The organism is Biomaibacter sp. TOL, assembly GCF_059717795.1.
Window position 1 is genome coordinate 673629 of sequence record NZ_AP046092.1, and the last position, 19900, is coordinate 693528.

Consider the following 19900-nt stretch of genomic DNA (forward strand, 5'->3'; position numbering starts at 1 on the left):
TGACATATAAAGAAATTTAACATATTATAATTTTGTCAATTATATTATCAAAAAAAGGACGTTAGGCAGGGGATATTTGCATGAGCCATATACCTATCATTTCATTTGTGGCAAAATCCGGCACCGGGAAGACCACTCTTCTGGAAAAGGTGATAAAAGAACTCAAAAACCGGGGTCTCAGGATTGCTGTAATAAAGCATGCCCATGAATTTGAAATAGATCACCCGGGGAAAGATTCCTGGCGGCATGCACAGGCGGGAGCGGATATAGTAGCTGTATCCTCTGAGGATAAATTCGCCCTTATAGAAAAACGCCAAAAAGAAATGACCCTGGATGAAATTGCCTCCAGGATTTCAGACGTCGATTTAATTCTTACAGAAGGATATAAAAAAGAGAATAATCCAAAAATAGAAGTTATCAGGTCGGAAGTTGGCACAGAATTTTTATCAAAGCCGGAAGAATTAATAGCCATAGCCAGCGATGTGAAATTTGATATCGGCATACCCTGCTATCATATAGACGATGCAAAAGGCATAGCAGCAGAAATTCAGGATTACATCGACAGGATCAGAGTGAGTCAGGGGACGGTTCTTTGACTCACTTTTTTGAGTCAGGGGACGGTTCTTTGACTCACTTTTTGTGAGTCAAAGAACCGTCCCCTGACTCATGACTCATCCGGAATTTATGGCGGAAATAATTCTGGGTATGACCTGTTTTTTCCTGGATACCACCAGAGGAAGGTGGAAACTTTCCTCCCTGATTTCCACGTTAAAAGCCCTACCGAGCAGTTCTTTATGTTCCCCAACACACAAAAATTCCGATCCTTGATTAATGATGTCCGTTAGCATCAGGAGCAATAAGTCATAATTCCTCTCAGTCTTAAGCTTTTCCATGAAATTTATCATCCGGCTCTTCAAGGATTCGGAGATTTTTTGAGATATATTTACCTGGCTGACACCTATTTTGTATTTGCCTATATTAAAATCTTTAAAATCGGTGTAAAAAATTTCTTCCTCACTCTTGCCTTCCAGAGATGTGCCCGCCTGGAACATGGCGGAAGAAAAACGTTCTATATCAACGCCTGCAATTTCCGCCAGCTTCTTTGCGGCGCGGATGTCCTGGCAGGTGCATGTTGGTGATTTGAAAACAAGAGTATCGGACAATATGGCGGCACACATCAACCCAGCTATAATTCTGTCGGGAATGTAATCTTTCTGCTCGTACAGTTCAAAAATTATCGTTGCAGTACATCCCACAGGCCGATTTATAAAAACAATGGGCTGATCCGTTTCCATGCAGCATATCCTGTGGTGGTCTATTATTTCCAGTATTCTTGCCTCTTCCAGGCCGTTAACCGACTGGGACTTCTCGTTATGATCCACAAGTATTACATTTTTACGGGCATGGTCGAGGATATGGCGCCTTGCAAGCATACCCACTGGTTTGCCGTCATGGCCCAGGATGGGAAAATTTCTGTATTTATATTTCAGCATAGCCTCTTTGATATCTTGTATCAGATCGTCTGTGCGAAAAACAGCGAGATTTTCTGTTTTCATGATATAGTGAACTGGGATGCTTTGATTTATGCGTTTAACAGTGTCAAAAGTGTCATGGGGAACTTTTATTACATTGACGCCCTTTTGTTCCGCCCTTTCCCGAACAAGTTCTGAAATGTCGTGATTACCGGTGATGACGAGGACTCCAGCGCCATACTCTACTGCCAGAAGCTGGACATCTTCTCTGTTGCCCGTTATAAGAAGATCTCCTTTTCTTAACCTTTTCCTCACATCATCAGCCTGCATGGCCGCGACCACGATGTTCCCGCTAAAAGCATCATCCTTAAGCACCACCGCTTCTCCGCCTAGCGTCTTGATTATATTCTGCATGGGGACTTTGAATCTTGAAAAATCCCCGGAAGATTCCAGATACGCTTTTGCAATATCTCCTACGGTGGCAAGCCCTATGAACTTTCCGCTTGCGTCTATTATGTTGACCGTCCGCGCATTATGTTTCATCATGGTTTCCCATGTCGTCGACAGCGGTGAATCTTTTAAAATGTTTATGGGCTTGTCAAAAGTAATATCGCTAACCTGGGTGTATACATTCTCTATGAGTTCCGGTTCCGGCACTTTAAAATATTCCAGGACAAACTGTGTTTCTCTGTTTATGGGCCCCAGCCTAGCAGGTATGAAATTATGTTCTTTTTTCAATGAACTTTTAAACTCGGCATACGCTATTGCCGAACAAACAGAGTCAGTATCGGGGTTCTTGTGCCCTATTATATATACCGTGCTCATAAAATCTCCTCTTCATCATAATAAATTGCCTTTTAAAACTCCAGCCTTAAAAAATATTGAGACGTTGTAAAAAATTATAGCGCAGAAAAGCAACAAGGGCAAGTTTTTGAAATATAATATATTGAAAGCATAGGGGAGGGATTCAGCCATGGAGTTTCAGTATGAATTCGGCAGCAGGATTTTACGCCGGAGCATGCGGGGAAATGATGTGAAAGAACTTCAAACCAAACTTCAAAGCTTGGGATATGATGTAGGACCTATCGATGGAATTTTCGGCCCTCTTACCGAAAGGGCTGTAAAACAGTTTCAAAAAGACAACAGGCTAAAGGTTGACGGTATAGTAGGCCCGCAAACTTATGACATGCTCAATAAACTCCTTCCGTAAATAAATCCGCTGTAATAGCGGATTTATTATTTCAAAAAAAGCAACAAACCGGAGTCTTGCTCACTCCGGTTCATTAAATCTATATGAATGGTTGCCTATGGGTCCATAGGCTCACCCATCATCAATTCTTTGATCATTCGCATTTCTTCCCTTTCACGGGCTATCGCACCCCTTATCATCCGTCTCATGTGCTCATTGGGAGCCGTCATCATCAATTTTTCCCATAGGGCCAATTCCTGTTCATCCAGCCGTAAAATTCTGTTCAGCCCCTCTCTCCAATCCATTTCTATCCCTCCTTTTATCGCAGTATAGAATTTTATTCTCCCTCGCTCTTTTTTTCTTCGGTCGCAAATGGGGCGCCGTAATGAGGCTTGCCATAATCATAGTCGTAATCCGAATCGGAATATCCGGGCTTCATCATAAGCATCATATGCCAGTGCATGGCTTCCATCAATTCCTCCATCATCATCCTCAATATACTGTGGGCTACATGAGGCGGAGCAGTTCTTGCCACTTCGGTCATAATCCGGATTTCCTCCAGATCTATCTCATAGGCTCTGTGAATGCCGTGATACCAGTCCATTCTATCTTCCCCCTTTCTCTTACAGGTCTAATACAATATATGAAGATATCCCTTAAAGTGTTATGTTTAAAGCAAAAGCAAAATAATAACTCCGACTTAAAGCCGGAGCTCTGAAATATTTTTTTAAGTTTAGTTTAAGACATAGGCTGGTTGTTTATGGTCTCCATAATCTTATCCATCATGCTGCTTCTCTCGTTGTCGTTAGATTTTTGCCACACCGTCTCAAAGAGAATCCCCATACCGGGAAGGGCCTCTTCTTCTCGGGTCTCAATGGTTTCGGTGATATAGCCCTCTACTTCTTCCCGAGTGCTGCCCGCCAGGTTCTTCAGTACCAGGCTTCGAATATCAAGTGCCGTCATCTTATCCCTACCTTTCATATATTTTTCTCTACTTATAATTCCCCTCTAATTTATTTTATATTTTATTCCGATGTAAAAAAAATCGATTCAGTGTCGTTTCGAGGCAAAGAATATCCTTCTATACTGACTTCCGGTCTCCGGCCTCTGCTTTTTGTCCCAGATATGATTCCTGAATGGTAGGGTCTTTGATGAGATCCGCGGCCTTCCCGGCCTTGACTATCTTCCCCTGTTCCAGCACATAAGCCCTGTCGGCGGTGGAAAGGGCTTTATAAGCATTTTGCTCCACCAGAAGTATGGTCTTACCGATTTTTTTTATATCCTGTATGACGGTAAAGATGGTATCCACCAGAATGGGCGCAAGGCCCAGGGATGGCTCATCCAGAAGCATGAGCTCCGGATTGCTCATGAGACCCCTGCCCATGGCCAGCATCTGCTGTTCGCCTCCGGAAAGGGTTCCAGCCAGCTGTTTTTGCCTTTCCGCAAGCCTCGGGAAAAGTTCGTAAACTTTCTCCAGATCTTTTTTTACGTTTTTATCCTTTCGTAAATAGGCTCCTAGCAGGAGGTTATCTTTCACGGTGAGGTTTGCAAAAACCAGCCTTCCTTCCGGAACCTGGCATATGCCCTTCATCACAATATGATGGGGCACCGGTCGTAGGAGGCTGCCTTTAAAAATAATCCTGCCTTCCCTGCTCCTTACAAGCCCGGATATGGTATTGAGCAGTGTGGATTTTCCGGCTCCGTTGGCTCCTATAATGGTCACTATCTCGCCTTTTTCCACCGAAATATCAATTCCCTTGAGGGCGTGAATGCCTCCGTAATACACATGAAGGTTTTCCACCTTAAGCACCCAACTTCGCCCCCTCTCCCAGATAAGCCTGTATGACTTGCGGGTCCCGCTGCACTTTTTCAGGCGGACCCTCGGTGAGCTTCCTGCCGAAATTCAGCACCATGATGTTTTCACATATCCCCATCACCAGGTCCATGTGGTGTTCTATTATGAAAATTGTACACTTGAATCTATCCCTTATCTCCCGGATAAGGTTCATCAACTGGAGGGTTTCATCGGGATTCATTCCGGCTGCGGGTTCGTCCAAAAGCAGTAGCTCCGGCTTTACCGCCAGGGCCCGGGCTATCTCCAGGCGGCGTTGCAGTCCATAGGGAAGGCTGTGGGCAGCATGGTCCCGCCATTTGGCGAGGCCCATTATTTCCATTAAATCCTCGGTATCCTGCCTCAAATCTTTTTCTTCTTTTTTAAATCTTCCCAGCCTTAACACCGATTCTATTAAATTATACCCGGCATTGTGGTGACATGCAGTCAGGATGTTGTCATATACCGATAGTTTTTTAAAGAGCCGGATGTTCTGGAAAGTACGGGTGATACCCATGCTTGCTATCCTATGAGGCTCAAGATTTTGAATGGGTATCCCTTTAAAAATAATTTCCCCCTCGGTAACTTTATAGATGCCTGTTATGAGATTAAATATTGTGGTTTTTCCCGCCCCGTTAGGACCGATAAGACCCGAAATGGAACCTTCCTTCACCATAAAATTAACCTTTTCTACGGCAGTCAGACCGCCAAATGTTTTGGTTAGATTTTTCATCTCGAGCATTCCCATTTTATACCTCCTAACCCTCGGCAGCTTTTCCGGGACGGTTTTTCAGCCTCAGCAGCCTCATAATACCTTTTAGAGTAATCTCTTTTCCACCCATAAGCCCTTCAGGCCTGCTTATCATTATGAAAATAACTGCCGCTCCGTAGGCTACCAGCCTCCACAGCGCAAAAGCCCTCAATATTTCAGGCAGGGCTGTCAGTAATAGGGTCCCCAGCACACTGCCGGAAATGCTGCCTATGCCGCCGAAGATTACAATGATGGTAAGTTCCGTGGATTTGTTCATGCTGAACATTTTGGGCTGTAAAAACCCCGTATAATATCCCACCATGCCACCAGCTATGCCCGCATATACGGCACTTATAAAAAGAGAAATCATCTTGTATTTAAAAGTATCTATCCCTATGGTTTTGGCGGCCAGTTCTTCCTCACGGATGGCAATCATGTTCCGTCCATGGCGGGAATTTATGAGATTTATGAGGATAAGAATTCCAATAACGTTTATTATAATCACATTCCACAAATCTATCTTAAGCGGAATCCCCGGCCAACCTCGGGCACCGCCGAAGTACTGGACATTATCCAGGATCAAGCGGATGGCTTCGCCAAATCCCAGGGTGGCGATGCAGAAATAGTCGCCTTTCAGGTTGAGGGTCAATTTACCGATAAAGAGGCTGAAAATCCCGGCAGTCAGCCCACCGATTAAAAGTGATGGAATAAGAGGCAATCCCAGTTTTATCCCCATGGCGGCCGCAGTATATGCCCCTATGGCCATGAAGCCCGCATGACCGAAGGAAAAAAGGCCCGTGAATCCCGTCAAGAGGGAAAGCCCCAGAACTGCCATGAGGTTTATGCCGGACAATATGAAGATGCCTTTGATGTAAAACCAGTCCATGCTATCCCTCCTATGCCTTTTCCTCTGTGGATTTGCCCATCAGCCCTATGGGCCTGAACACCAGGATGATGATGAGCAGGCTGAAGGAAATAAGGTCCCGGAACTGGGATGAAAAATATCCCGAAATCAGCGTCTCCAAAACGCCCAGAATCACCGAACCAATCACCGCCCCGGGAAGGCTTCCCAGGCCGCCGAAAACCGCCGCTATAAAGGATTTTATGGTTATAAATCCTATCTGGGGGTAAACTGTGTACTTCATACCAAAAAGCACTCCTGCAATGCCAGCTAGAAACCCGCCTATGGCAAAGACGGTAATGATTATGAGGTCTGTATTAATTCCCATCAGAGCGCTGGCTCTGGGGTTGAAAGCGGTTGCCTGAATAGCTTTCCCTATTTTAGTAAAATCGATGAAATAGATCAATGCCGCAAGGCATATGGCTGAAATGATAAACATCATGGTATCAAGCCTGCCGATAAAGAGCGGCCCCAAGTGGTAGGGTTCCCGGGAAAATACGGCGGGATATGTCTTGAAAGTAGGGCCTATGGTAGCTATGACAAAGTTTTCTATGAACATGGAGGCTCCCATGGCCGATATGATGAAATATAAAAACGGCGCATTGCGCATCCTCAAGGGCTTATACGCCACTCTTTCCACCAGCACTGCCAGGATGGCCGCACATATGGCCGCACCAAGAAAAGCTACTGCAAAAGGCCAGTTAAACAACGTTAAAAAGAAAAAACCAAAATAAGCTCCCAGCATTATGATACCGCCATGGGCAAAATTGGAAAAGTTCATGATGCTGTAAACCAGCGAATAACCGACGGCCATGAGCGCATATACGCTGCCGATAGACAGACCGTTTATCATCTGCTGTAAAAATTGAATCAAGGGTATCGCTCCTTCACTACGTACATATTAAATGTTCGAAGTTAGAAGTTTGAAAACTTCTAACTTCGAACCTCAAATTATTTGCTTGGAGAATATTTTTGCTGGAATACATACTTACCGTCAACTATCTTTATAATGGCGGCTTCTTTGCCCTCGGGGTTGTGGGTATCTTTGCCTATCTTTATATTGCCCGTTATACCCTGAATATTGGTGGTCTCCAGGGCATCGCGGATCGCCACTGGGTCGAAACTGTTGGCTCTCTTTACCGCGTCTACAAACATTAGAAACGCATCATGGGCCAGGTAGCCGTTCAACTCCACTTTTCTATCGTACTTTTTCATGTACCTGTTCTTGAAGTCCTGGACTGCCGGGTCATCAAAGTCTACGTGATTTACGAAGTAGCTGCCGTTTATTGCATCCTTGGCCATCTCCAGAAGCACTTCAGAAGGCCAGCCGTCTCCACCCATGAGAACGGCCTTGATTCCCAGCTCCCGGGCTTGATTGGCGCTAAGAGCCACTTCCTTAAAGAAATAGGGCATAAATATTATATCGGGGTTGGCGGTTTTTATCTTGGAAAGCTGGGGTCTAAAGTCGGTATCCCCTGATTTGAAGGCTTCTTTTGCCACTATTTCTCCGCCCTTTTCGGTGAAGGTCTTGATGAAAAACTCGGTCAACCCCTGGGAATAGTCATCGGCTACATCATAGAGCACCGCAGCCTTTTTAAATTTCAACACATCGGCGGCATATCCCGCTGCAACGGCACCCTGATAAGGGTCTATAAAGCACACCCGGAAGTTGAAGGGTTTTGTCTTTCCGTCTACCACAGTAACTTTGGGATTGGTAGCCACCGTCGCGATATCCGGAACCTTCATTTCCTCCAGCACCGTGGAAATGGGGATGGCCTGGCCGCTGGCATTGGGGCCTATAATGGTCACCACTTTATCCTGGCTGGTGAGACGTCTTACGGCATTCACCGCTTCCATGGCATCGCCCCGGGTATCATATCCTACGGCTTCCAGTTTTTTGCCCAGAAGTCCTCCTTGCGCATTTATTTCCTCCACCAGCATCTTTACCGTGTTAAATTCGCACTGGCCCCAAACAGCCTGGTCTCCTGTCAGTGAACCGATCCATCCGACTTTCACCACATCTCCTGCAGTTTCCTGTTTGGCTTCTTCTTTGGGAGCCTCCTGTGTTTTTTGTTCCTCCTTCGCAGCCTCCTGCTTCTGGCCGCATCCAGCAGCCACGATAGAAACTACCAGCACTAAAACTAAAAAGATCCCCCAGAATTTTCTCATAATGCACCTCCGATTTTTTTTTGAAATATTATGATACACTACAGCTTCTGACAAACTCTTTAAATAAAACCAGGTACTCCGGATAGCGTTCTATCATAGTTTCGGGATGCCACTGCACAGCTACAACAAATCTGTTTCCTGGCGATTCAATTCCTTCAATAAGGCCATCCGGCGCTATCATAGTCGCCTCGAAATCACCTCCTATTGTTTTAATGGCCTGATGATTAAAGCTGTTTATCTTTATTTTGTCTTTTTTGAAAATCTTATGAAGCTTGGAATCGGGTTTGATTGCCGCTTCATGCATAGGATAGTCTTTCGGGACGTTGATAAGAGTATGATTAAAACCCTCGCTCCTATACTGTTGCAGATCTTGATATAAGGTACCTCCAGCAGCTACATTTAACAATTGTATTCCTCTGCAGATGCCTAATACTGGAATTGAGGTTTCAAACAAAATTTTTTTTGCCAAAGCAATTTCATGTGAATCTCTAAAAGGAGTCACCGTTCTGAGACCGTATTGAGGCAACTCCCCGTAATATGAGGGATCTATGTCTGAGCCTCCGGAAAATAATATGCCGTCTAAAATGGGCAATATTCTTTCCGTATTTTCGAAATCTTCCACAACGGGAATTATTAAAGGAGAACCTCCAGCCAATTCTATAGCTTTAATATAATCATTGGCCAATAACTGCCACTCCTGTCTCGGAAATCCCAATTCTGTAATTATGCCTATCTTATCGTCTGTTGCATAATTAGCGCATATTCCTATAATTGGCTTCATACGAGGACTCCTTTCTCAACTGTTAATTTTTCATAATTTGTTTAGTTAATATATTATTGTAATTATATTAACTCAATATTAGCACAAAAACAAGCATTTGTCCATTTACGATAAATTATAAATATATATAAATATTTATATTTATGCAATCTATTGGGTTATTTATTTAACCGGCCCGGCGGTTTGCGGAAGGAACCGCCCCGCATATCGATGTATATTGTTTTTTCTATCCTGCCATTTCTATGGCCTATGAGATAATCCGTCATATTGGCGGTGGAGCAGGCGTGGTTTGGGATAACCCGTACCTTATCGCCCACCTTTATCTCGGTTTTTCCCAATAATTTTATTTTGCCCACTTCTTCAGACAAATCTGTTATGAGCAGCTCGGGATGGCCTTTTATCATCCCGTATCCTTTCACCAGTGAGATGCCGTGGGCTCCTTTATCAAGCCCCAGGCATTTGCTGCCCACATCCATGATGAAAGTATCTTCCCTGGGATGGGATACAATCGTGCCGAGCACGGTGAGAGCGCATCTCGATTCCGAAACAAATCCTAGAGCCATTTGGATATTATCATAAAACACGTAGTTCCCGGGCCGAAGCACCGTGATGTTTTCATCTTCAGCCACATACATCGCTGTAGGAGTGCTGCCGGTGGCCACGATGTCAACTTTGTATCCTGCAATTTTCAGATTTTTCTTTGCCTGCTTCATGGCTTGCCTCTCTTCGCCTGCTACTTTTCTGACCTCCTCAGGACTTGAGGCGCCGTATACATGGCCGGGATGGGTGCCTATGCCGACTAGTTTTAGATACTCCAAAACCGATAAATTACTGGCCAGTTCCACCGCTTCTTCAGGCAAAACCCCAAAGCGGTGAAGACCACTGTCGATTATGATGAGATATTCCAGAGTCAGGCCGTGGCACTTTGCTGCATCATTTAAAACCCTTGCAGCATCAATGCCATCCAGGCTGAGGATAACACGGGCTTTTTTTGCCAGATTTACCGCTCTTGCAACATTCTCTTCCCCGGCCACAGGATATGCCAGCATAATATTCAAAAACCCTTCCTGCACAAGTTTTTCCGCCTCATCCAGAGTTCCTACAAGAAAGCCTTCAGCTCCAGCCGTCTGCTGCATGAGCGCAATTTGAGTGCTCTTGTGAGTCTTTATCATGGGCCAGAGCTTTTTATTATTTTTTTTGCAAAGGCTGGCCATTTCTTTAATGTTAAATTCCAGAAGGTCCAGGTCTACTAAAAAAGCCGGTGTGGAAAGATTTTTTATATCCATACTATCCCTCCAGTAGGGTACTATTCATCTTGCTTGAGTCGGCGTAACTTTTCCTCAAACAGATGATGAATAGTTACCCAAAAAATATTTGAATCATTAAAAATAAAAATGGTATAATACTCCTATGAAAATGGGGTGAAAAAATGCTTACCATATACAAGACCTTTGAAGGTGAAGGGCTGAAAAATCTAAACAATATTTTCGAAAAGGGCTCCTGGATACATATTGCCAATCCCACCGATGAAGAGGTGTCTTATACCAGCAATGTCTGCCAGGTACCCGCTGAAGTCATTAAATATGCCCTCGATGAGGAAGAAAGCTCCCGTATCGATTATGACGATAACTATGTACTGGTCATTATAAAAATTCCGGTTGTAAACAATGACATATACGATACCCTGCCGCTGGGAATTATCATCACCGAAGATTGCTTCGTAACGGTGTGCCTTAATGACAATCCCATTATGGACGAGTTTATAAAAATCCGGCAGAGGGATTTTTATACCTACAAAAAAACAAGATTCCTTTTGCAGATACTCTTTAAAACCGCTGCCTATTATTTGAGGTACTTAAAACAAATCGACAAAAAAAGTGAGGAGATTGAGAGAAAACTTCACCAGTCCATGAAAAATGAAGAACTTATACAACTTTTAAAGCTTGAAAAAAGCCTTGTTTACTTCACCACCTCTCTTAAGGCCAATGAGATAGTCATGGAAAAATTATTAAAATCCCGCCTTTTAAAAGGGCTACATGTGCCGGAAAACAGCGGCCTTATAAAGATGTACGAAGAGGATGAGGACTTGCTGGAAGATGTGATCACTGAGAATAAACAGGCTATAGAAATGAGTGAGATTTACTCCAGTATCCTGAGCGGTACCATGGATGCTTATGCCTCGGTAATTTCCAACAATTTAAATATAGTGATGAAATTCCTCACATCCATAACCATAGTTTTATCCATTCCAACCCTGATTGCCAGTTTATACGGTATGAATGTGCCCATTCCTTTCCAGCAATCCCCCTTTGCATTTGCCGGTATTTTGATTGCGTCTTTTGTCATATCACTTGTGACGGTAATTGTGTTTATCAAGTGGAAGATGTTTTAAGGCACCAGATTCATGGATTTCATTTTATCGAGGCACATTCTGAGGGCTTCCTCCCATGGCGGCAGCTTGATGCCAAGGGTGGCTTCAAGAGCAAGGTTGTGCATGGCCACATACCGTTGTCTCACAGCGGGCCGGTTCATGTTCACATCCGAGGCCGGGATCAAATTGGAGTCATCCATGCCTAAATATTCAAGCACTGCCTTGTGGAATTCGTATCTTGAAGCTGAACCGGAATTTGAAACATGGTATATACCATAATATTCGGTGTCAATCAGCTTCGCAATGACATCGGCCACCATGTCCACATAAGTGGGCTGGCTGTACTGGTCGGCCCCAGCCACCACTTTTTCTCCATTTTTAATTTTGCCCACGGTTTTTAAAATGATATTATCCTGAGGCTTGCCGGTATATCCAAACAGAAGCGGCAGGCGCACGATAAAATAATTTTTTATGAGGCTCATGGTAATTTGCTCTCCCATGAGCTTTGTCTGTCCGTAGACATTTACCGGGTTGGGCTTCTCGTATTCATAATATGGCGCCCTCTTTTCCCCGTCAAACACCGACTCGGTGGATATGTACAGCATCTTTGCCCCGGTTTTTTGGGCCGCCAGGGCTACATTCCTGACACCGATACAGTTTACAAGATACGCCATCCTCGGGTCCTTTTCGGCAGTATCCGGGTCCTTTATGGCAGCGGCATGGATTACCACATCCGGATTAAAATCATCTATTTTCCCAATAATATCCCCCGCATCGGTGATATCCCCGTCGGCTCTGCCTTTTAGCGCCTTTACTTCATGATTTTTTTGGACGGCATTGCAGATGGCCTCTCCTAGAAGCCCCGATGCACCGGTAACTAAGACTCTCATAGTAAGTATCACCCTTCCCTTTACTGTGTCTTTTAATTCCAGTATAACATAATTCAAAATTTTTATCCAACATTTCGGTTCATAAAATAAGTCTTGGACCAGCAATCAAAATTTTGTTATAATAACATAAAAATTGTTCCCAAAAGCTAATAGAGGGGGTAGGACCACATGAGGATTGTTTTTTCCAAACTGGTTGGTAACACTTCCAATTTTCCGCTACAATACAGATTTTTCCACGTCATTGCCCTTATAGGGTTTTTCATGTCTTTTTCGGCAAGTATAATAAACTATCTATTAGATCTTGGAATCTTTACGGTAATTATCCCTTTTGTTTGCGGTATCATATCGATTTATCTTTATTATTTATCAATGTACAAAAAAAAGTACACACTTTCAGTATATTTAGCTCTCATCATGTTGACTTTTATATTTTTTCCCACAATGTGGTTAATCAACGGCGGGTCCTTAGGAAGCATCCCCTATTATCTGATAGTATATTCCGCATTTATTGCCGTTTTGCTAAAAGGTTTTAAAAGAGTGCTGGCCATTATTCTGTTTTTAGGAACCATCATGGCTCTTTTTATATTTGAATACAAATTTCCCTGGTTTGTTCATGGATATGATTCAAGCTTATCCAGATACTTAGATGTGTTTTTCGGATTTATTATTGCCGTCATTTTCAATGCAGTGACCATGGCAGCGGTAATAAACGGTTACAACATGGAACATGAGCGGGTCATATTATATCTGAGCGAAGTGGAAAAACAGAGAAAAGAAATAGAACAAAAAAATTACCTTCTCGAAAAAAACAACGAAGAGCTGAAAGAAGCAAAACAAAAAACGGAACAGCTGAACCTTAAGCTCAGGGAAATCTCAGTCATCGACAGCCTGACCGGTACATATAACCGGAGGTATCTTCTGAAATGTCTGAATTCGCTAAGAAAAACAGCTGAGAAATATGGCCAAACATTTTCTGTTATTCTCCTGGATATAGACCATTTCAAAGCAATCAACGATACTTTTGGACACGTTGCAGGTGACAAGGTTTTGAAAAAAGTATGCAGGACCATAAAGAACAACATTAGAGAAACGGATATATTCGGTCGTCTGGGCGGTGAGGAATTCATGGTGATTTTGCCTGAAACTCATAAAGAGCAAGCATTTGTTGTAGCCGAAAGAATAAGGCAGGATATTTCAAATATAACCTGGGCGGGTCAGGATATGAAAATAACCGTCAGCGGTGGTGTCTATCAATACAACAATGAAAAATTAATCGAGCTTTTAAAAAAAGTGGATAACTTCCTTTACCAGGCGAAAAACAGCGGAAGAAATAGAATAGAATCAGATATCTCCTGACGGACTTTTTCTGATATCCATCAAAATTTCCATTATCTCCTGCCGGTAAGATTCCAGAGAGCCCACATAACCCCATCCTCTTACCGTCTGATATATGCCGTTGTAGACAATATCATGATAAGATCTTATCACGTGCGGAATACTCCGCTCGGTCAATATGGAATCCAGAAGACGCGCTTCAATCTCATTTTCCAACACGGCAATTTTAATGTATTTTTCGTTTTCTTCCATAATATCTCATATCCAGTTTCAGATTTCTGAATATCCATCACACAAGAGCATGCATTTGATACGTTTCTGGACGAAGTTTCTAGACGGACTTGCTCATTAGCTTATTATATCACAATTTTTACATAATTATCGAGTAAACATTAAAAATATCCTCACAGATTTTGTATCTTATGCATAATCTGGTATAATTGTCATGGTAGCAGGTTTAACAGATATATGAATACCGCCTTACCCAGGTTAAAACTGAATGATTGGAGAATAAGCTAAAATGACAGAAGTAGAATTGGTGGCGCCAACACTTTTCGGGATAGAGTCTGTGGCAGCCCGGGAACTGAAAAAGCTGGGATATACGAATGTAAAAGTGGAAGACGGCAGGGTAACCTTTAAAGGCGATGAGACTGCCATATGCCGGGCGAACCTATGGCTTCGAACCGCCGAGCGGGTACTGGTGAAAGTAGGAGAGTTTAAAGCCACTACCTTTGACGAGCTCTTTGAAGGCACTAAAGCATTGCCCTGGGATGAGTGGATACCCATGGAGGCAGCATTCCCCGTAAAAGGCCATTCCCTAAAATCAAAGCTCTTCAGCGTGCCCGATTGTCAGGCCATAGTGAAAAAGGCTGTTGTGGAAAAACTCAAGAATAAATACAAAAAGAATTGGTTTGAGGAAAAAGGCCCCCTTTACCGCATTCAGTTTTCTCTCATGAAGGATAGGGCCACGCTGATGATAGACACCAGCGGAGAAGGACTGCACAAAAGGGGATACCGGGCCCTTTCCAACGAAGCTCCGTTAAGGGAAACTCTGGCAGCCGCTATGGTGCAGCTATCCGGCTGGAAATATGACAGGCCCCTTCTCGATCCCTTCTGCGGTTCCGGCACCATACCCATCGAGGCAGCTCTTATAGGCGCCAACATAGCTCCGGGCATTGAGCGGGAGTTTACCGCTGAAAAATGGCCCAACATACCAAAAAAGCTCTGGTGGGATGCTAGAAAAGAGGCCCACGAATCTGAAGTAAAAGATGTAAAGCTTCAGATCTACGGTTCAGACATAGATGAAAAGGCGGTCAAACTTTCCAGGGATAATGCCCGAAAGGCAGGTGTAGATCAATATATCACTTTTGAAAAAAAAGATGTGAGAAACATAATTCCTCCGGACGACTATGGATGCATCATCTGCAACCCGCCCTACGGCGAAAGGCTTGGAGAATTAAAAGAAGTTGAAAAACTTTACAGGGATATGGGTCATATATTTAAAAAGCTCGATACCTGGTCTTACTATATCCTTACATCTCACGAGGGTTTTGAAAGACTCTTCGGCAGAAAGGCGGATAAAAACCGAAAGCTCTATAACGGCATGATAAAATGCTATTACTACCAATATTTTGGGCCAAGGCCGAAAGGGAACATAAATGCCTAAACTTTTGTCCACCGGCTTTTCTTACCCCTGCCCATTGAAGTAATCAATCCTTTCTTGGTGCCGGGATGCAGTGCGGAAAGCTCTGCCAGGACTTTAGCCGCATATGTCGGAGTATAAACTGTCAGTTTTTTCGGATTCAAGAAATCAGAGTAATTGGCCTCCACCACCAGCGCCGCAATCCCGTCATCCCTCAATAGAGCATAATCGCCAGCCGGGAGGGCTTTTCTCTCCACGACGCATTCTTGAAATTTCCAGGGGTATTTTTCGTTGATATCTATCAGGACATGGATACGGGCATCTCCTCTGGCGGTGAGCTTTACCCTGGGCTTTCTCTCCTTTAATCCCTGCTGGGTTCTCCAGAATATCTGCTCGTACTCCCCTTCCTTTGTCTTATATTTCTTTTTTAGTGCTTTATTGCCCACCCAAACGTCAAACACACTTTCAGAATATCTACTTACTGGTCCGCGGTTGAGAAGCCATGAAACTATAGGACAAAATGGACTAAAAAATACCTGTAAAAAGGCCAGCAAAAATTATAATACGTGGCTTTTTTACCATAATTTGATATAATATAAAAAAGGTATATCAAATTAATTGAAGGAGTTGTTTTGATTGCGCCCGGAAGTAATAGACTGGACAGAAAGTTCCGAATACGATTTTGAGACAGCCAAAGCCATGCTTAAAGCCAAAAGATACAACTACTGTATTTTTATGTGCCATCAGGCTGTAGAAAAATTGTTGAAAGCATTGATAATTTTTCTAAATAAAGAGTTTCCGCCGAAGACACACAATCTGATTATATTGTTGGAAGCGATTGACCAGAACCCCGATAAAGAGATGGAAACGATAATATTAAAATTAAATCCACATTATATGGTTTCAAGATACCCGGATGCTGCTGGAGGCCCCAGCCATAAGATGTATAACGAGCAAATTGCTCTGGAGTTTTTGAAAGAAACTGAGAGGGTGCTGGAATGGTTAAGACAAAAAATGAAATAATTAAAATGATTAATGACTATATATCGAAGTTGAGCGATTACGTAAAAATAGATAGAGTTATCATGTTTGGTTCATATGCAAGAGATGAAGCATTGAGCTCCAGCGATGTAGATTTTTTGGTGGTGTCCCGGGACTTTAAAGATATGAGTTTCTTCGATAGACTGGAACTGCTCCAAAGGTTATGGAGTTACGACATAGGTGCCGATATACTGGGATATACTCCTGAGGAAATTGAGGAAAAATCGAAAAAAATCAGCTTTGTATCGGAAATATTAAAAACGGGTATAGATATTTTTCAATAAATTGTCTCATCACATAATCTCTATCCAATATTGCCCGGTAAACTAAATGAACTAACTTTTTCTATCCCTAATGAATATATTATAAGTAGCTCAAGCTTGAATGGAAAAAGCAACGGGATAGCACTCTTGCTTTCATAGCTACAATCTTCTTCATTCACCGAAAGTGCCATAAATTGAAATAGATCTCTACTTTTAAAGATAAGGAGATGTTAAAATATGCCTGTCATTGGATCCAGCATAACTCCAATTCCACTAAATCCCCGTCTTCTGGCCATGCCGGGTTTTTCCGAAAGGCAAATCCTAGAGCATTTTAATGTACTTTACAAGGGGTACGTAAACAAGGTAAACGAAGTGCAGCAAAAATTGGCGTCAGCTAACCGCCGGGAAGCCAATGCGACTTACAGTGAATACAGGGGTCTCAAAAAAGGAGAAACTTTTGCCATGGATGGTGTCATATTGCACGAACTTTACTTTGAAAACCTGGGTGGCTTTGGAGGTATGCCTGAAGGAAGCCTGCTGCGCCGGATCGAAAATGATTTTGGCTCCTTTAACGACTGGCTCCAGGATTTCAGAGCAGCGGGGATGGCGGCCAGAGGGTGGGTGGTGCTTGCTTTTAACCCCCGCGATAGGCGCCTTCATAATTACCTTCAGGACGCCCATGACCAGGGCATTATAATCAATACCGCAGCCCTGTTGGTGCTGGATGTCTACGAACATGCCTATTTTATAGACTACGGTCCAAGAAAGGCTGACTATATAACGGCATTCATGCAAAATGTGGATTGGACGGCAGCAGAAAGAAGGTGGGAAAAGCTGACAACGCAACAAGATCCTTCTTGAGTCCATTATTTATCGACATTATCAGTATTATCAGTATTATCAGACCAGTAACTTGTACCTATTTGTAAATTTCTAAATCCACTAGACCTTTAATAGATTCTGCTATTTTTAGACGGTACTCATTTTTTTCCAAACCGGTATTATTGAGCTTTATGAAATTTTTATAATTCTTGCAAAACTGTCTATACATTATATTTCTCCTCAAATCCCATATCATAATAAAGATTTAAAGCCAAAAACATTAAATTCAATATTAAAACAAGCAGGGCTTAAATAATACTTTTTACTAAAGTCTCACTATAAAATAAATCATAAAATGGAGGTTTAAAAAATGGCTGATAAATATATATTTCCTGCTATCTTTGATCCGGATGTTGATGGAGGCTATACAATCACCTTTCCTGATTTCCCCGGATGCATTACTGAGGGAGATAACCTGGATGAAGCACTTTATATGGCAAAGGATGCATTAGAGCTTTATTTATATAGTTTAGAAGAAAATGAAGAACCTATTCCAACGCCTACTCCACCGGAAAAAATAAAAGTCCCTAAAGGTGCCTTTTTAAATCTCATTGAAGTCTATATGCAACCTGTCCGAGATGAAATGGCGAATAAAAGTATAAATAAAACACTCACCCTTCCCGTTGGCTGAACGATGCGGCGGAAAAGGCAAATATTAACTTTTCTCATGTGCTTCAATATGCACTAAAAGAAAAACTCGGCATTCATGATAGGCCATAATAGGCACAATTACCTTCAGGATGCCCATTCCCCCTCCAGGCTCTCTATTATCCTTGCAATGCTTCTTTGGGGCAGTTCTTGTTTTAGACTTATGGCTTCTTTTAGGATATCTTCCGGTATGGCTCTTGTTTGTCCCTTATCGGAGCGCTCTTTTGGCATTAATCCATCAATGCCTTTTTGCCTGTAGGCCTGTAAGTATCGTCGCAGGGTCCTCTCTGAGATTTGGCGCCTTTTGAAAGTATTTCGTTTCTTTTTTTCCTTTTTGCCGCGGCTTCAAGGTCTTCTTCCAAAAGGGGTGAGATTAGTGCAAAGCGCTCCAAGGCTTTTTCCATACTTTCTTTGTTCATTTTGATCATCTCCCCTGTTTTTTTTATCTAAAGACTATCACCAGGGGGAGACGGTCAAAAGAGCAAACTATGTTGATTTTTTTCCTAAAAGCCACAGGTTTGTGTTTTCCATGGTAAGCCAGGTGTTTATCTTTCCGAACAGACAGCAGGAAAGAATATCGGTCAATATCTCCAATATCTCCTGACGGCAAAACTCCAGAGAAACCACATATCCCCAGCCTTTCGCCGTCTGAAATATATAATGCCCTCACATCCAGTCAATTAAAAATAAGATTTCGGCATGTGCCTTGTGTGCCGGTCACAAGGCTCGTGCCCGCCGCTTACCCTCCGCTTTTTTTCTAAACTCAAGATCGGCGACGGTACGCTTTCCGGTGCATTTGTCCATCTCGGACAGCAAACTTAGTTTTTACACCAGAATATATTTTATTATATCATAATCATTGCACAATTTTTTAGCATCTATCAGAAAAAATCAATGCATTTTGTTTCATTCGCATAATCTGGTATAATAGTTTTTGTAGTGAAATAAGAATCAGCTTTGCCAAACATGCCGAATGGAGAACAATTTAAAATGACAGAGATTGAATTGATCGCGCCAACGCTTTTCGGGGTAGAGTCTGTAGCAGCCCGGGAACTGAAAAAGCTGGGATATACGGATGTAACGGTAGAAGACGGCAGAGTAACCTTCAAAGGCGATGAGACTGCCATATGCCGGGCAAACCTCTGGCTTCGGACCGCCGAGAGGATTCTGGTTAAGCTCGGGGAATTTAATGCTGCGACCTTTGAAGCGGGAGTTTACCTCTGAAAAATGGCCCAACATCCCCAGAAAGCTCTGGTGGGATGCAAGAAAACTTGAAAATATCTCAGTGCCCATTCATTCGCCAGCTTCCTGCTGCCTGCAAACACTATCTTGGTGCCGGGATGCAGGGCGGAAAGCTCCGCCAGAACTTTAGCCGCATAGGATGGCGTATATACCGTCAATTTCCCGGGATTTAAAAAATCGGAATAATTGGCCTCCACCACCAGCGCGGAATGCTTATAAGCCTCAAGCTCCCCAAGTTTCTGGTGCAGTATGGCTATGTCGTTAAAATCGCTTCCCATAGCGGTTCAAAGATATTATCGGGACCCTTTCGATTTCTTCCACCGGATCGGAATATTCCTCCGATTCCTTCAGACAAAAAATCTGGGTGCCTGCTCCCGGCCAGCGTTTTGCACCCGCAGGCTAAGAACTTCTTTGCCGTCCTTTTGAATGGTAAGTCTATAAGGAAATTTGTCATTTTCAACGGATTCAAGAATCCATAACAATAAGCTCATT

26 protein-coding genes and 4 pseudogenes are annotated in these 19900 nt (G+C 43.0%); 11 read left to right on the top strand and 19 right to left on the bottom strand.

Features of this window, described 5'->3' with window-relative positions; genetic code table 11:
- The first annotated feature begins 80 nt into the window (after positions 1-80).
- Entirely contained in the window at positions 81-596 is a 516-nt protein-coding gene (gene mobB / locus AC6I1H_RS03405) for a molybdopterin-guanine dinucleotide biosynthesis protein B (protein WP_497739614.1), read from the top strand.
- A gap of 75 nt (positions 597-671) precedes the next feature.
- Here mobB and AC6I1H_RS03410 read toward each other — a convergent pair whose 3' ends face one another.
- Positions 672-2297, bottom strand: a complete 1626-nt coding sequence (locus AC6I1H_RS03410) for a putative manganese-dependent inorganic diphosphatase (protein ID WP_497739615.1) — start codon at positions 2295-2297, stop codon at positions 672-674.
- A 148-nt stretch (positions 2298-2445) separates the two neighbouring features.
- Here AC6I1H_RS03410 and AC6I1H_RS03415 point away from each other — a divergent pair, with 148 nt between their 5' ends.
- Positions 2446-2682, top strand: coding sequence for a peptidoglycan-binding domain-containing protein (locus AC6I1H_RS03415; protein ID WP_497739616.1), 237 nt, complete (start codon positions 2446-2448; stop codon positions 2680-2682).
- Positions 2683-2777: 95 nt separating this feature from the next.
- Here AC6I1H_RS03415 and AC6I1H_RS03420 read toward each other — a convergent pair whose 3' ends face one another.
- The 10 genes from AC6I1H_RS03420 to AC6I1H_RS03465 all read right to left on the bottom strand — a co-directional run bounded on the left by AC6I1H_RS03420 (position 2778) and on the right by AC6I1H_RS03465 (position 10380).
- Complete coding sequence (locus AC6I1H_RS03420; RefSeq protein WP_497739617.1) at positions 2778-2966, bottom strand: hypothetical protein; 189 nt, start codon at positions 2964-2966, stop codon at positions 2778-2780.
- Positions 2967-2998: 32 nt separating this feature from the next.
- Positions 2999-3265 (bottom strand): hypothetical protein, encoded by a 267-nt coding sequence (locus AC6I1H_RS03425; protein WP_497739618.1) that lies wholly within the window; start codon positions 3263-3265, stop codon positions 2999-3001.
- 134 nt (positions 3266-3399) lie between these two features.
- Positions 3400-3642: a small acid-soluble spore protein SspI gene (sspI, locus tag AC6I1H_RS03430; protein ID WP_497739619.1), complete on the bottom strand. Its 243-nt coding sequence runs from the start codon at positions 3640-3642 to the stop codon at positions 3400-3402.
- 100 nt (positions 3643-3742) lie between these two features.
- Positions 3743-4471 (bottom strand): ABC transporter ATP-binding protein, encoded by a 729-nt coding sequence (locus AC6I1H_RS03435; protein ID WP_497739620.1) that lies wholly within the window; start codon positions 4469-4471, stop codon positions 3743-3745.
- Positions 4464-5240: an ABC transporter ATP-binding protein gene (locus AC6I1H_RS03440; protein WP_497739621.1), complete on the bottom strand. Its 777-nt coding sequence runs from the start codon at positions 5238-5240 to the stop codon at positions 4464-4466. Before AC6I1H_RS03440 ends, AC6I1H_RS03435 begins: the two co-directional genes overlap by 8 nt.
- 10 nt (positions 5241-5250) lie before the next feature.
- A complete protein-coding gene (locus AC6I1H_RS03445) occupies positions 5251-6129 on the bottom strand; it encodes a branched-chain amino acid ABC transporter permease (RefSeq protein ID WP_497739622.1) in 879 nt (292 codons plus the stop codon).
- Between the two features lie 10 nt (positions 6130-6139).
- Entirely contained in the window at positions 6140-7018 is an 879-nt protein-coding gene (locus AC6I1H_RS03450) for a branched-chain amino acid ABC transporter permease (protein WP_497739623.1), read from the bottom strand.
- 77 nt (positions 7019-7095) lie between these two features.
- Complete coding sequence (locus tag AC6I1H_RS03455) at positions 7096-8313, bottom strand: ABC transporter substrate-binding protein (protein WP_497739624.1); 1218 nt, start codon at positions 8311-8313, stop codon at positions 7096-7098.
- Between the two features lie 28 nt (positions 8314-8341).
- Positions 8342-9094 carry a gamma-glutamyl-gamma-aminobutyrate hydrolase family protein gene (locus AC6I1H_RS03460; RefSeq protein WP_497739625.1) on the bottom strand — a complete coding sequence of 251 codons (753 nt, stop codon included), beginning with the start codon at positions 9092-9094 and terminating at the stop codon, positions 8342-8344.
- Positions 9095-9252: 158 nt separating this feature from the next.
- Complete coding sequence (locus AC6I1H_RS03465) at positions 9253-10380, bottom strand: alanine racemase (protein ID WP_497739626.1); 1128 nt, start codon at positions 10378-10380, stop codon at positions 9253-9255.
- A gap of 143 nt (positions 10381-10523) precedes the next feature.
- Here AC6I1H_RS03465 and AC6I1H_RS03470 point away from each other — a divergent pair, with 143 nt between their 5' ends.
- Positions 10524-11486 carry a magnesium transporter CorA family protein gene (locus AC6I1H_RS03470; RefSeq protein ID WP_497739627.1) on the top strand — a complete coding sequence of 321 codons (963 nt, stop codon included), beginning with the start codon at positions 10524-10526 and terminating at the stop codon, positions 11484-11486.
- On the opposite strand, the gene rfbD is transcribed toward AC6I1H_RS03470, so the two are convergent.
- Entirely contained in the window at positions 11483-12412 is a 930-nt protein-coding gene (gene rfbD, locus AC6I1H_RS03475) for a dTDP-4-dehydrorhamnose reductase (protein WP_497739628.1), read from the bottom strand. The two genes, AC6I1H_RS03470 and rfbD, sit on opposite strands and share 4 nt — an antisense overlap.
- A gap of 111 nt (positions 12413-12523) precedes the next feature.
- Between rfbD and AC6I1H_RS03480 the strand changes: the two genes are divergently transcribed.
- The gene (locus tag AC6I1H_RS03480; RefSeq protein WP_497739629.1) at positions 12524-13711 is read left to right on the top strand and encodes a GGDEF domain-containing protein; all 1188 of its coding nucleotides are present in this window, start codon (positions 12524-12526) and stop codon (positions 13709-13711) included.
- Here AC6I1H_RS03480 and AC6I1H_RS03485 read toward each other — a convergent pair.
- Complete coding sequence (locus AC6I1H_RS03485) at positions 13697-13942, bottom strand: hypothetical protein (protein ID WP_497739630.1); 246 nt, start codon at positions 13940-13942, stop codon at positions 13697-13699. The two genes, AC6I1H_RS03480 and AC6I1H_RS03485, sit on opposite strands and share 15 nt — an antisense overlap.
- Before the next feature lie 268 nt (positions 13943-14210).
- Here AC6I1H_RS03485 and AC6I1H_RS03490 point away from each other — a divergent pair, with 268 nt between their 5' ends.
- On the top strand, positions 14211-15356 hold the full coding sequence (locus AC6I1H_RS03490; RefSeq protein ID WP_497739631.1) for a THUMP domain-containing class I SAM-dependent RNA methyltransferase: 1146 nt from the start codon (positions 14211-14213) through the stop codon (positions 15354-15356).
- Here the strand turns inward: AC6I1H_RS03490 and AC6I1H_RS03495 are convergent.
- Positions 15353-15793: a hypothetical protein gene (locus AC6I1H_RS03495; protein WP_497739632.1), complete on the bottom strand. Its 441-nt coding sequence runs from the start codon at positions 15791-15793 to the stop codon at positions 15353-15355. The genes AC6I1H_RS03490 and AC6I1H_RS03495 overlap by 4 nt on opposite strands.
- Before the next feature lie 175 nt (positions 15794-15968).
- On the opposite strand from AC6I1H_RS03495, the gene AC6I1H_RS03500 reads away from it, so the two are divergent.
- From AC6I1H_RS03500 to AC6I1H_RS03510, 3 genes are all read left to right on the top strand, one after another.
- Complete coding sequence (locus tag AC6I1H_RS03500; protein ID WP_497739633.1) at positions 15969-16355, top strand: HEPN domain-containing protein; 387 nt, start codon at positions 15969-15971, stop codon at positions 16353-16355.
- The gene (locus AC6I1H_RS03505; protein ID WP_497739634.1) at positions 16331-16657 is read left to right on the top strand and encodes a nucleotidyltransferase domain-containing protein; all 327 of its coding nucleotides are present in this window, start codon (positions 16331-16333) and stop codon (positions 16655-16657) included. Before AC6I1H_RS03500 ends, AC6I1H_RS03505 begins: the two co-directional genes overlap by 25 nt.
- Before the next feature lie 216 nt (positions 16658-16873).
- On the top strand, positions 16874-17497 hold the full coding sequence (locus AC6I1H_RS03510) for a superoxide dismutase (protein ID WP_497739635.1): 624 nt from the start codon (positions 16874-16876) through the stop codon (positions 17495-17497).
- 58 nt (positions 17498-17555) lie between these two features.
- On the opposite strand, the gene AC6I1H_RS03515 is transcribed toward AC6I1H_RS03510, so the two are convergent.
- Positions 17556-17687, bottom strand: coding sequence for a hypothetical protein (locus AC6I1H_RS03515; protein ID WP_497739636.1), 132 nt, complete (start codon positions 17685-17687; stop codon positions 17556-17558).
- Between the two features lie 12 nt (positions 17688-17699).
- Here AC6I1H_RS03515 and AC6I1H_RS03520 point away from each other — a divergent pair.
- Positions 17700-17774: pseudogene (locus AC6I1H_RS03520) on the top strand (type II toxin-antitoxin system HicA family toxin); the annotation flags it as partial.
- A 54-nt stretch (positions 17775-17828) separates the two neighbouring features.
- Positions 17829-18238, top strand: a pseudogene (locus tag AC6I1H_RS03525) (type II toxin-antitoxin system HicB family antitoxin).
- Between the two features lie 27 nt (positions 18239-18265).
- Here AC6I1H_RS03525 and AC6I1H_RS03530 read toward each other — a convergent pair.
- Both AC6I1H_RS03530 and AC6I1H_RS03535 read right to left on the bottom strand, forming a co-directional pair.
- A pseudogene (locus AC6I1H_RS03530) lies at positions 18266-18594 on the bottom strand (helix-turn-helix domain-containing protein); the annotation flags it as partial.
- 58 nt (positions 18595-18652) lie between these two features.
- Positions 18653-18793: a hypothetical protein gene (locus tag AC6I1H_RS03535; RefSeq protein WP_497739637.1), complete on the bottom strand. Its 141-nt coding sequence runs from the start codon at positions 18791-18793 to the stop codon at positions 18653-18655.
- A 363-nt stretch (positions 18794-19156) separates the two neighbouring features.
- Here AC6I1H_RS03535 and AC6I1H_RS03540 point away from each other — a divergent pair.
- Positions 19157-19372, top strand: a pseudogene (locus AC6I1H_RS03540) (class I SAM-dependent RNA methyltransferase); the annotation flags it as partial.
- An 8-nt stretch (positions 19373-19380) separates the two neighbouring features.
- Here AC6I1H_RS03540 and AC6I1H_RS03545 read toward each other — a convergent pair.
- Together AC6I1H_RS03545 and AC6I1H_RS03550 are read right to left on the bottom strand one after the other, a co-directional pair.
- Positions 19381-19686 carry a hypothetical protein gene (locus tag AC6I1H_RS03545; protein WP_497739638.1) on the bottom strand — a complete coding sequence of 102 codons (306 nt, stop codon included), beginning with the start codon at positions 19684-19686 and terminating at the stop codon, positions 19381-19383.
- 69 nt (positions 19687-19755) lie between these two features.
- Positions 19756-19899 carry a hypothetical protein gene (locus AC6I1H_RS03550; protein ID WP_497739639.1) on the bottom strand — a complete coding sequence of 48 codons (144 nt, stop codon included), beginning with the start codon at positions 19897-19899 and terminating at the stop codon, positions 19756-19758.
- Position 19900: the final 1 nt, after the last annotated feature.

Coding starts and splice junctions, on each gene's coding strand:
- mobB (WP_497739614.1), top strand. CDS start 81: ATGAGCCATATACCTATCATTTCATTTGTGGCAAAATCCGGCACCGGG.
- AC6I1H_RS03480 (WP_497739629.1), top strand. CDS start 12,524: ATGAGGATTGTTTTTTCCAAACTGGTTGGTAACACTTCCAATTTTCCG.
- AC6I1H_RS03425 (WP_497739618.1), bottom strand. CDS start 3,265: ATGGACTGGTATCACGGCATTCACAGAGCCTATGAGATAGATCTGGAG.
- AC6I1H_RS03545 (WP_497739638.1), bottom strand. CDS start 19,686: ATGGGAAGCGATTTTAACGACATAGCCATACTGCACCAGAAACTTGGG.
- AC6I1H_RS03515 (WP_497739636.1), bottom strand. CDS start 17,687: ATGTATAGACAGTTTTGCAAGAATTATAAAAATTTCATAAAGCTCAAT.
- AC6I1H_RS03550 (WP_497739639.1), bottom strand. CDS start 19,899: ATGAGCTTATTGTTATGGATTCTTGAATCCGTTGAAAATGACAAATTT.
- AC6I1H_RS03440 (WP_497739621.1), bottom strand. CDS start 5,240: ATGGGAATGCTCGAGATGAAAAATCTAACCAAAACATTTGGCGGTCTG.
- AC6I1H_RS03420 (WP_497739617.1), bottom strand. CDS start 2,966: ATGGATTGGAGAGAGGGGCTGAACAGAATTTTACGGCTGGATGAACAG.
- AC6I1H_RS03465 (WP_497739626.1), bottom strand. CDS start 10,380: ATGGATATAAAAAATCTTTCCACACCGGCTTTTTTAGTAGACCTGGAC.
- AC6I1H_RS03470 (WP_497739627.1), top strand. CDS start 10,524: ATGCTTACCATATACAAGACCTTTGAAGGTGAAGGGCTGAAAAATCTA.
- AC6I1H_RS03455 (WP_497739624.1), bottom strand. CDS start 8,313: ATGAGAAAATTCTGGGGGATCTTTTTAGTTTTAGTGCTGGTAGTTTCT.
- AC6I1H_RS03510 (WP_497739635.1), top strand. CDS start 16,874: ATGCCTGTCATTGGATCCAGCATAACTCCAATTCCACTAAATCCCCGT.
- AC6I1H_RS03485 (WP_497739630.1), bottom strand. CDS start 13,942: ATGGAAGAAAACGAAAAATACATTAAAATTGCCGTGTTGGAAAATGAG.
- AC6I1H_RS03410 (WP_497739615.1), bottom strand. CDS start 2,297: ATGAGCACGGTATATATAATAGGGCACAAGAACCCCGATACTGACTCT.
- sspI (WP_497739619.1), bottom strand. CDS start 3,642: ATGAAAGGTAGGGATAAGATGACGGCACTTGATATTCGAAGCCTGGTA.
- AC6I1H_RS03415 (WP_497739616.1), top strand. CDS start 2,446: ATGGAGTTTCAGTATGAATTCGGCAGCAGGATTTTACGCCGGAGCATG.
- AC6I1H_RS03445 (WP_497739622.1), bottom strand. CDS start 6,129: ATGGACTGGTTTTACATCAAAGGCATCTTCATATTGTCCGGCATAAAC.
- AC6I1H_RS03490 (WP_497739631.1), top strand. CDS start 14,211: ATGACAGAAGTAGAATTGGTGGCGCCAACACTTTTCGGGATAGAGTCT.
- AC6I1H_RS03460 (WP_497739625.1), bottom strand. CDS start 9,094: ATGAAGCCAATTATAGGAATATGCGCTAATTATGCAACAGACGATAAG.
- AC6I1H_RS03505 (WP_497739634.1), top strand. CDS start 16,331: ATGGTTAAGACAAAAAATGAAATAATTAAAATGATTAATGACTATATA.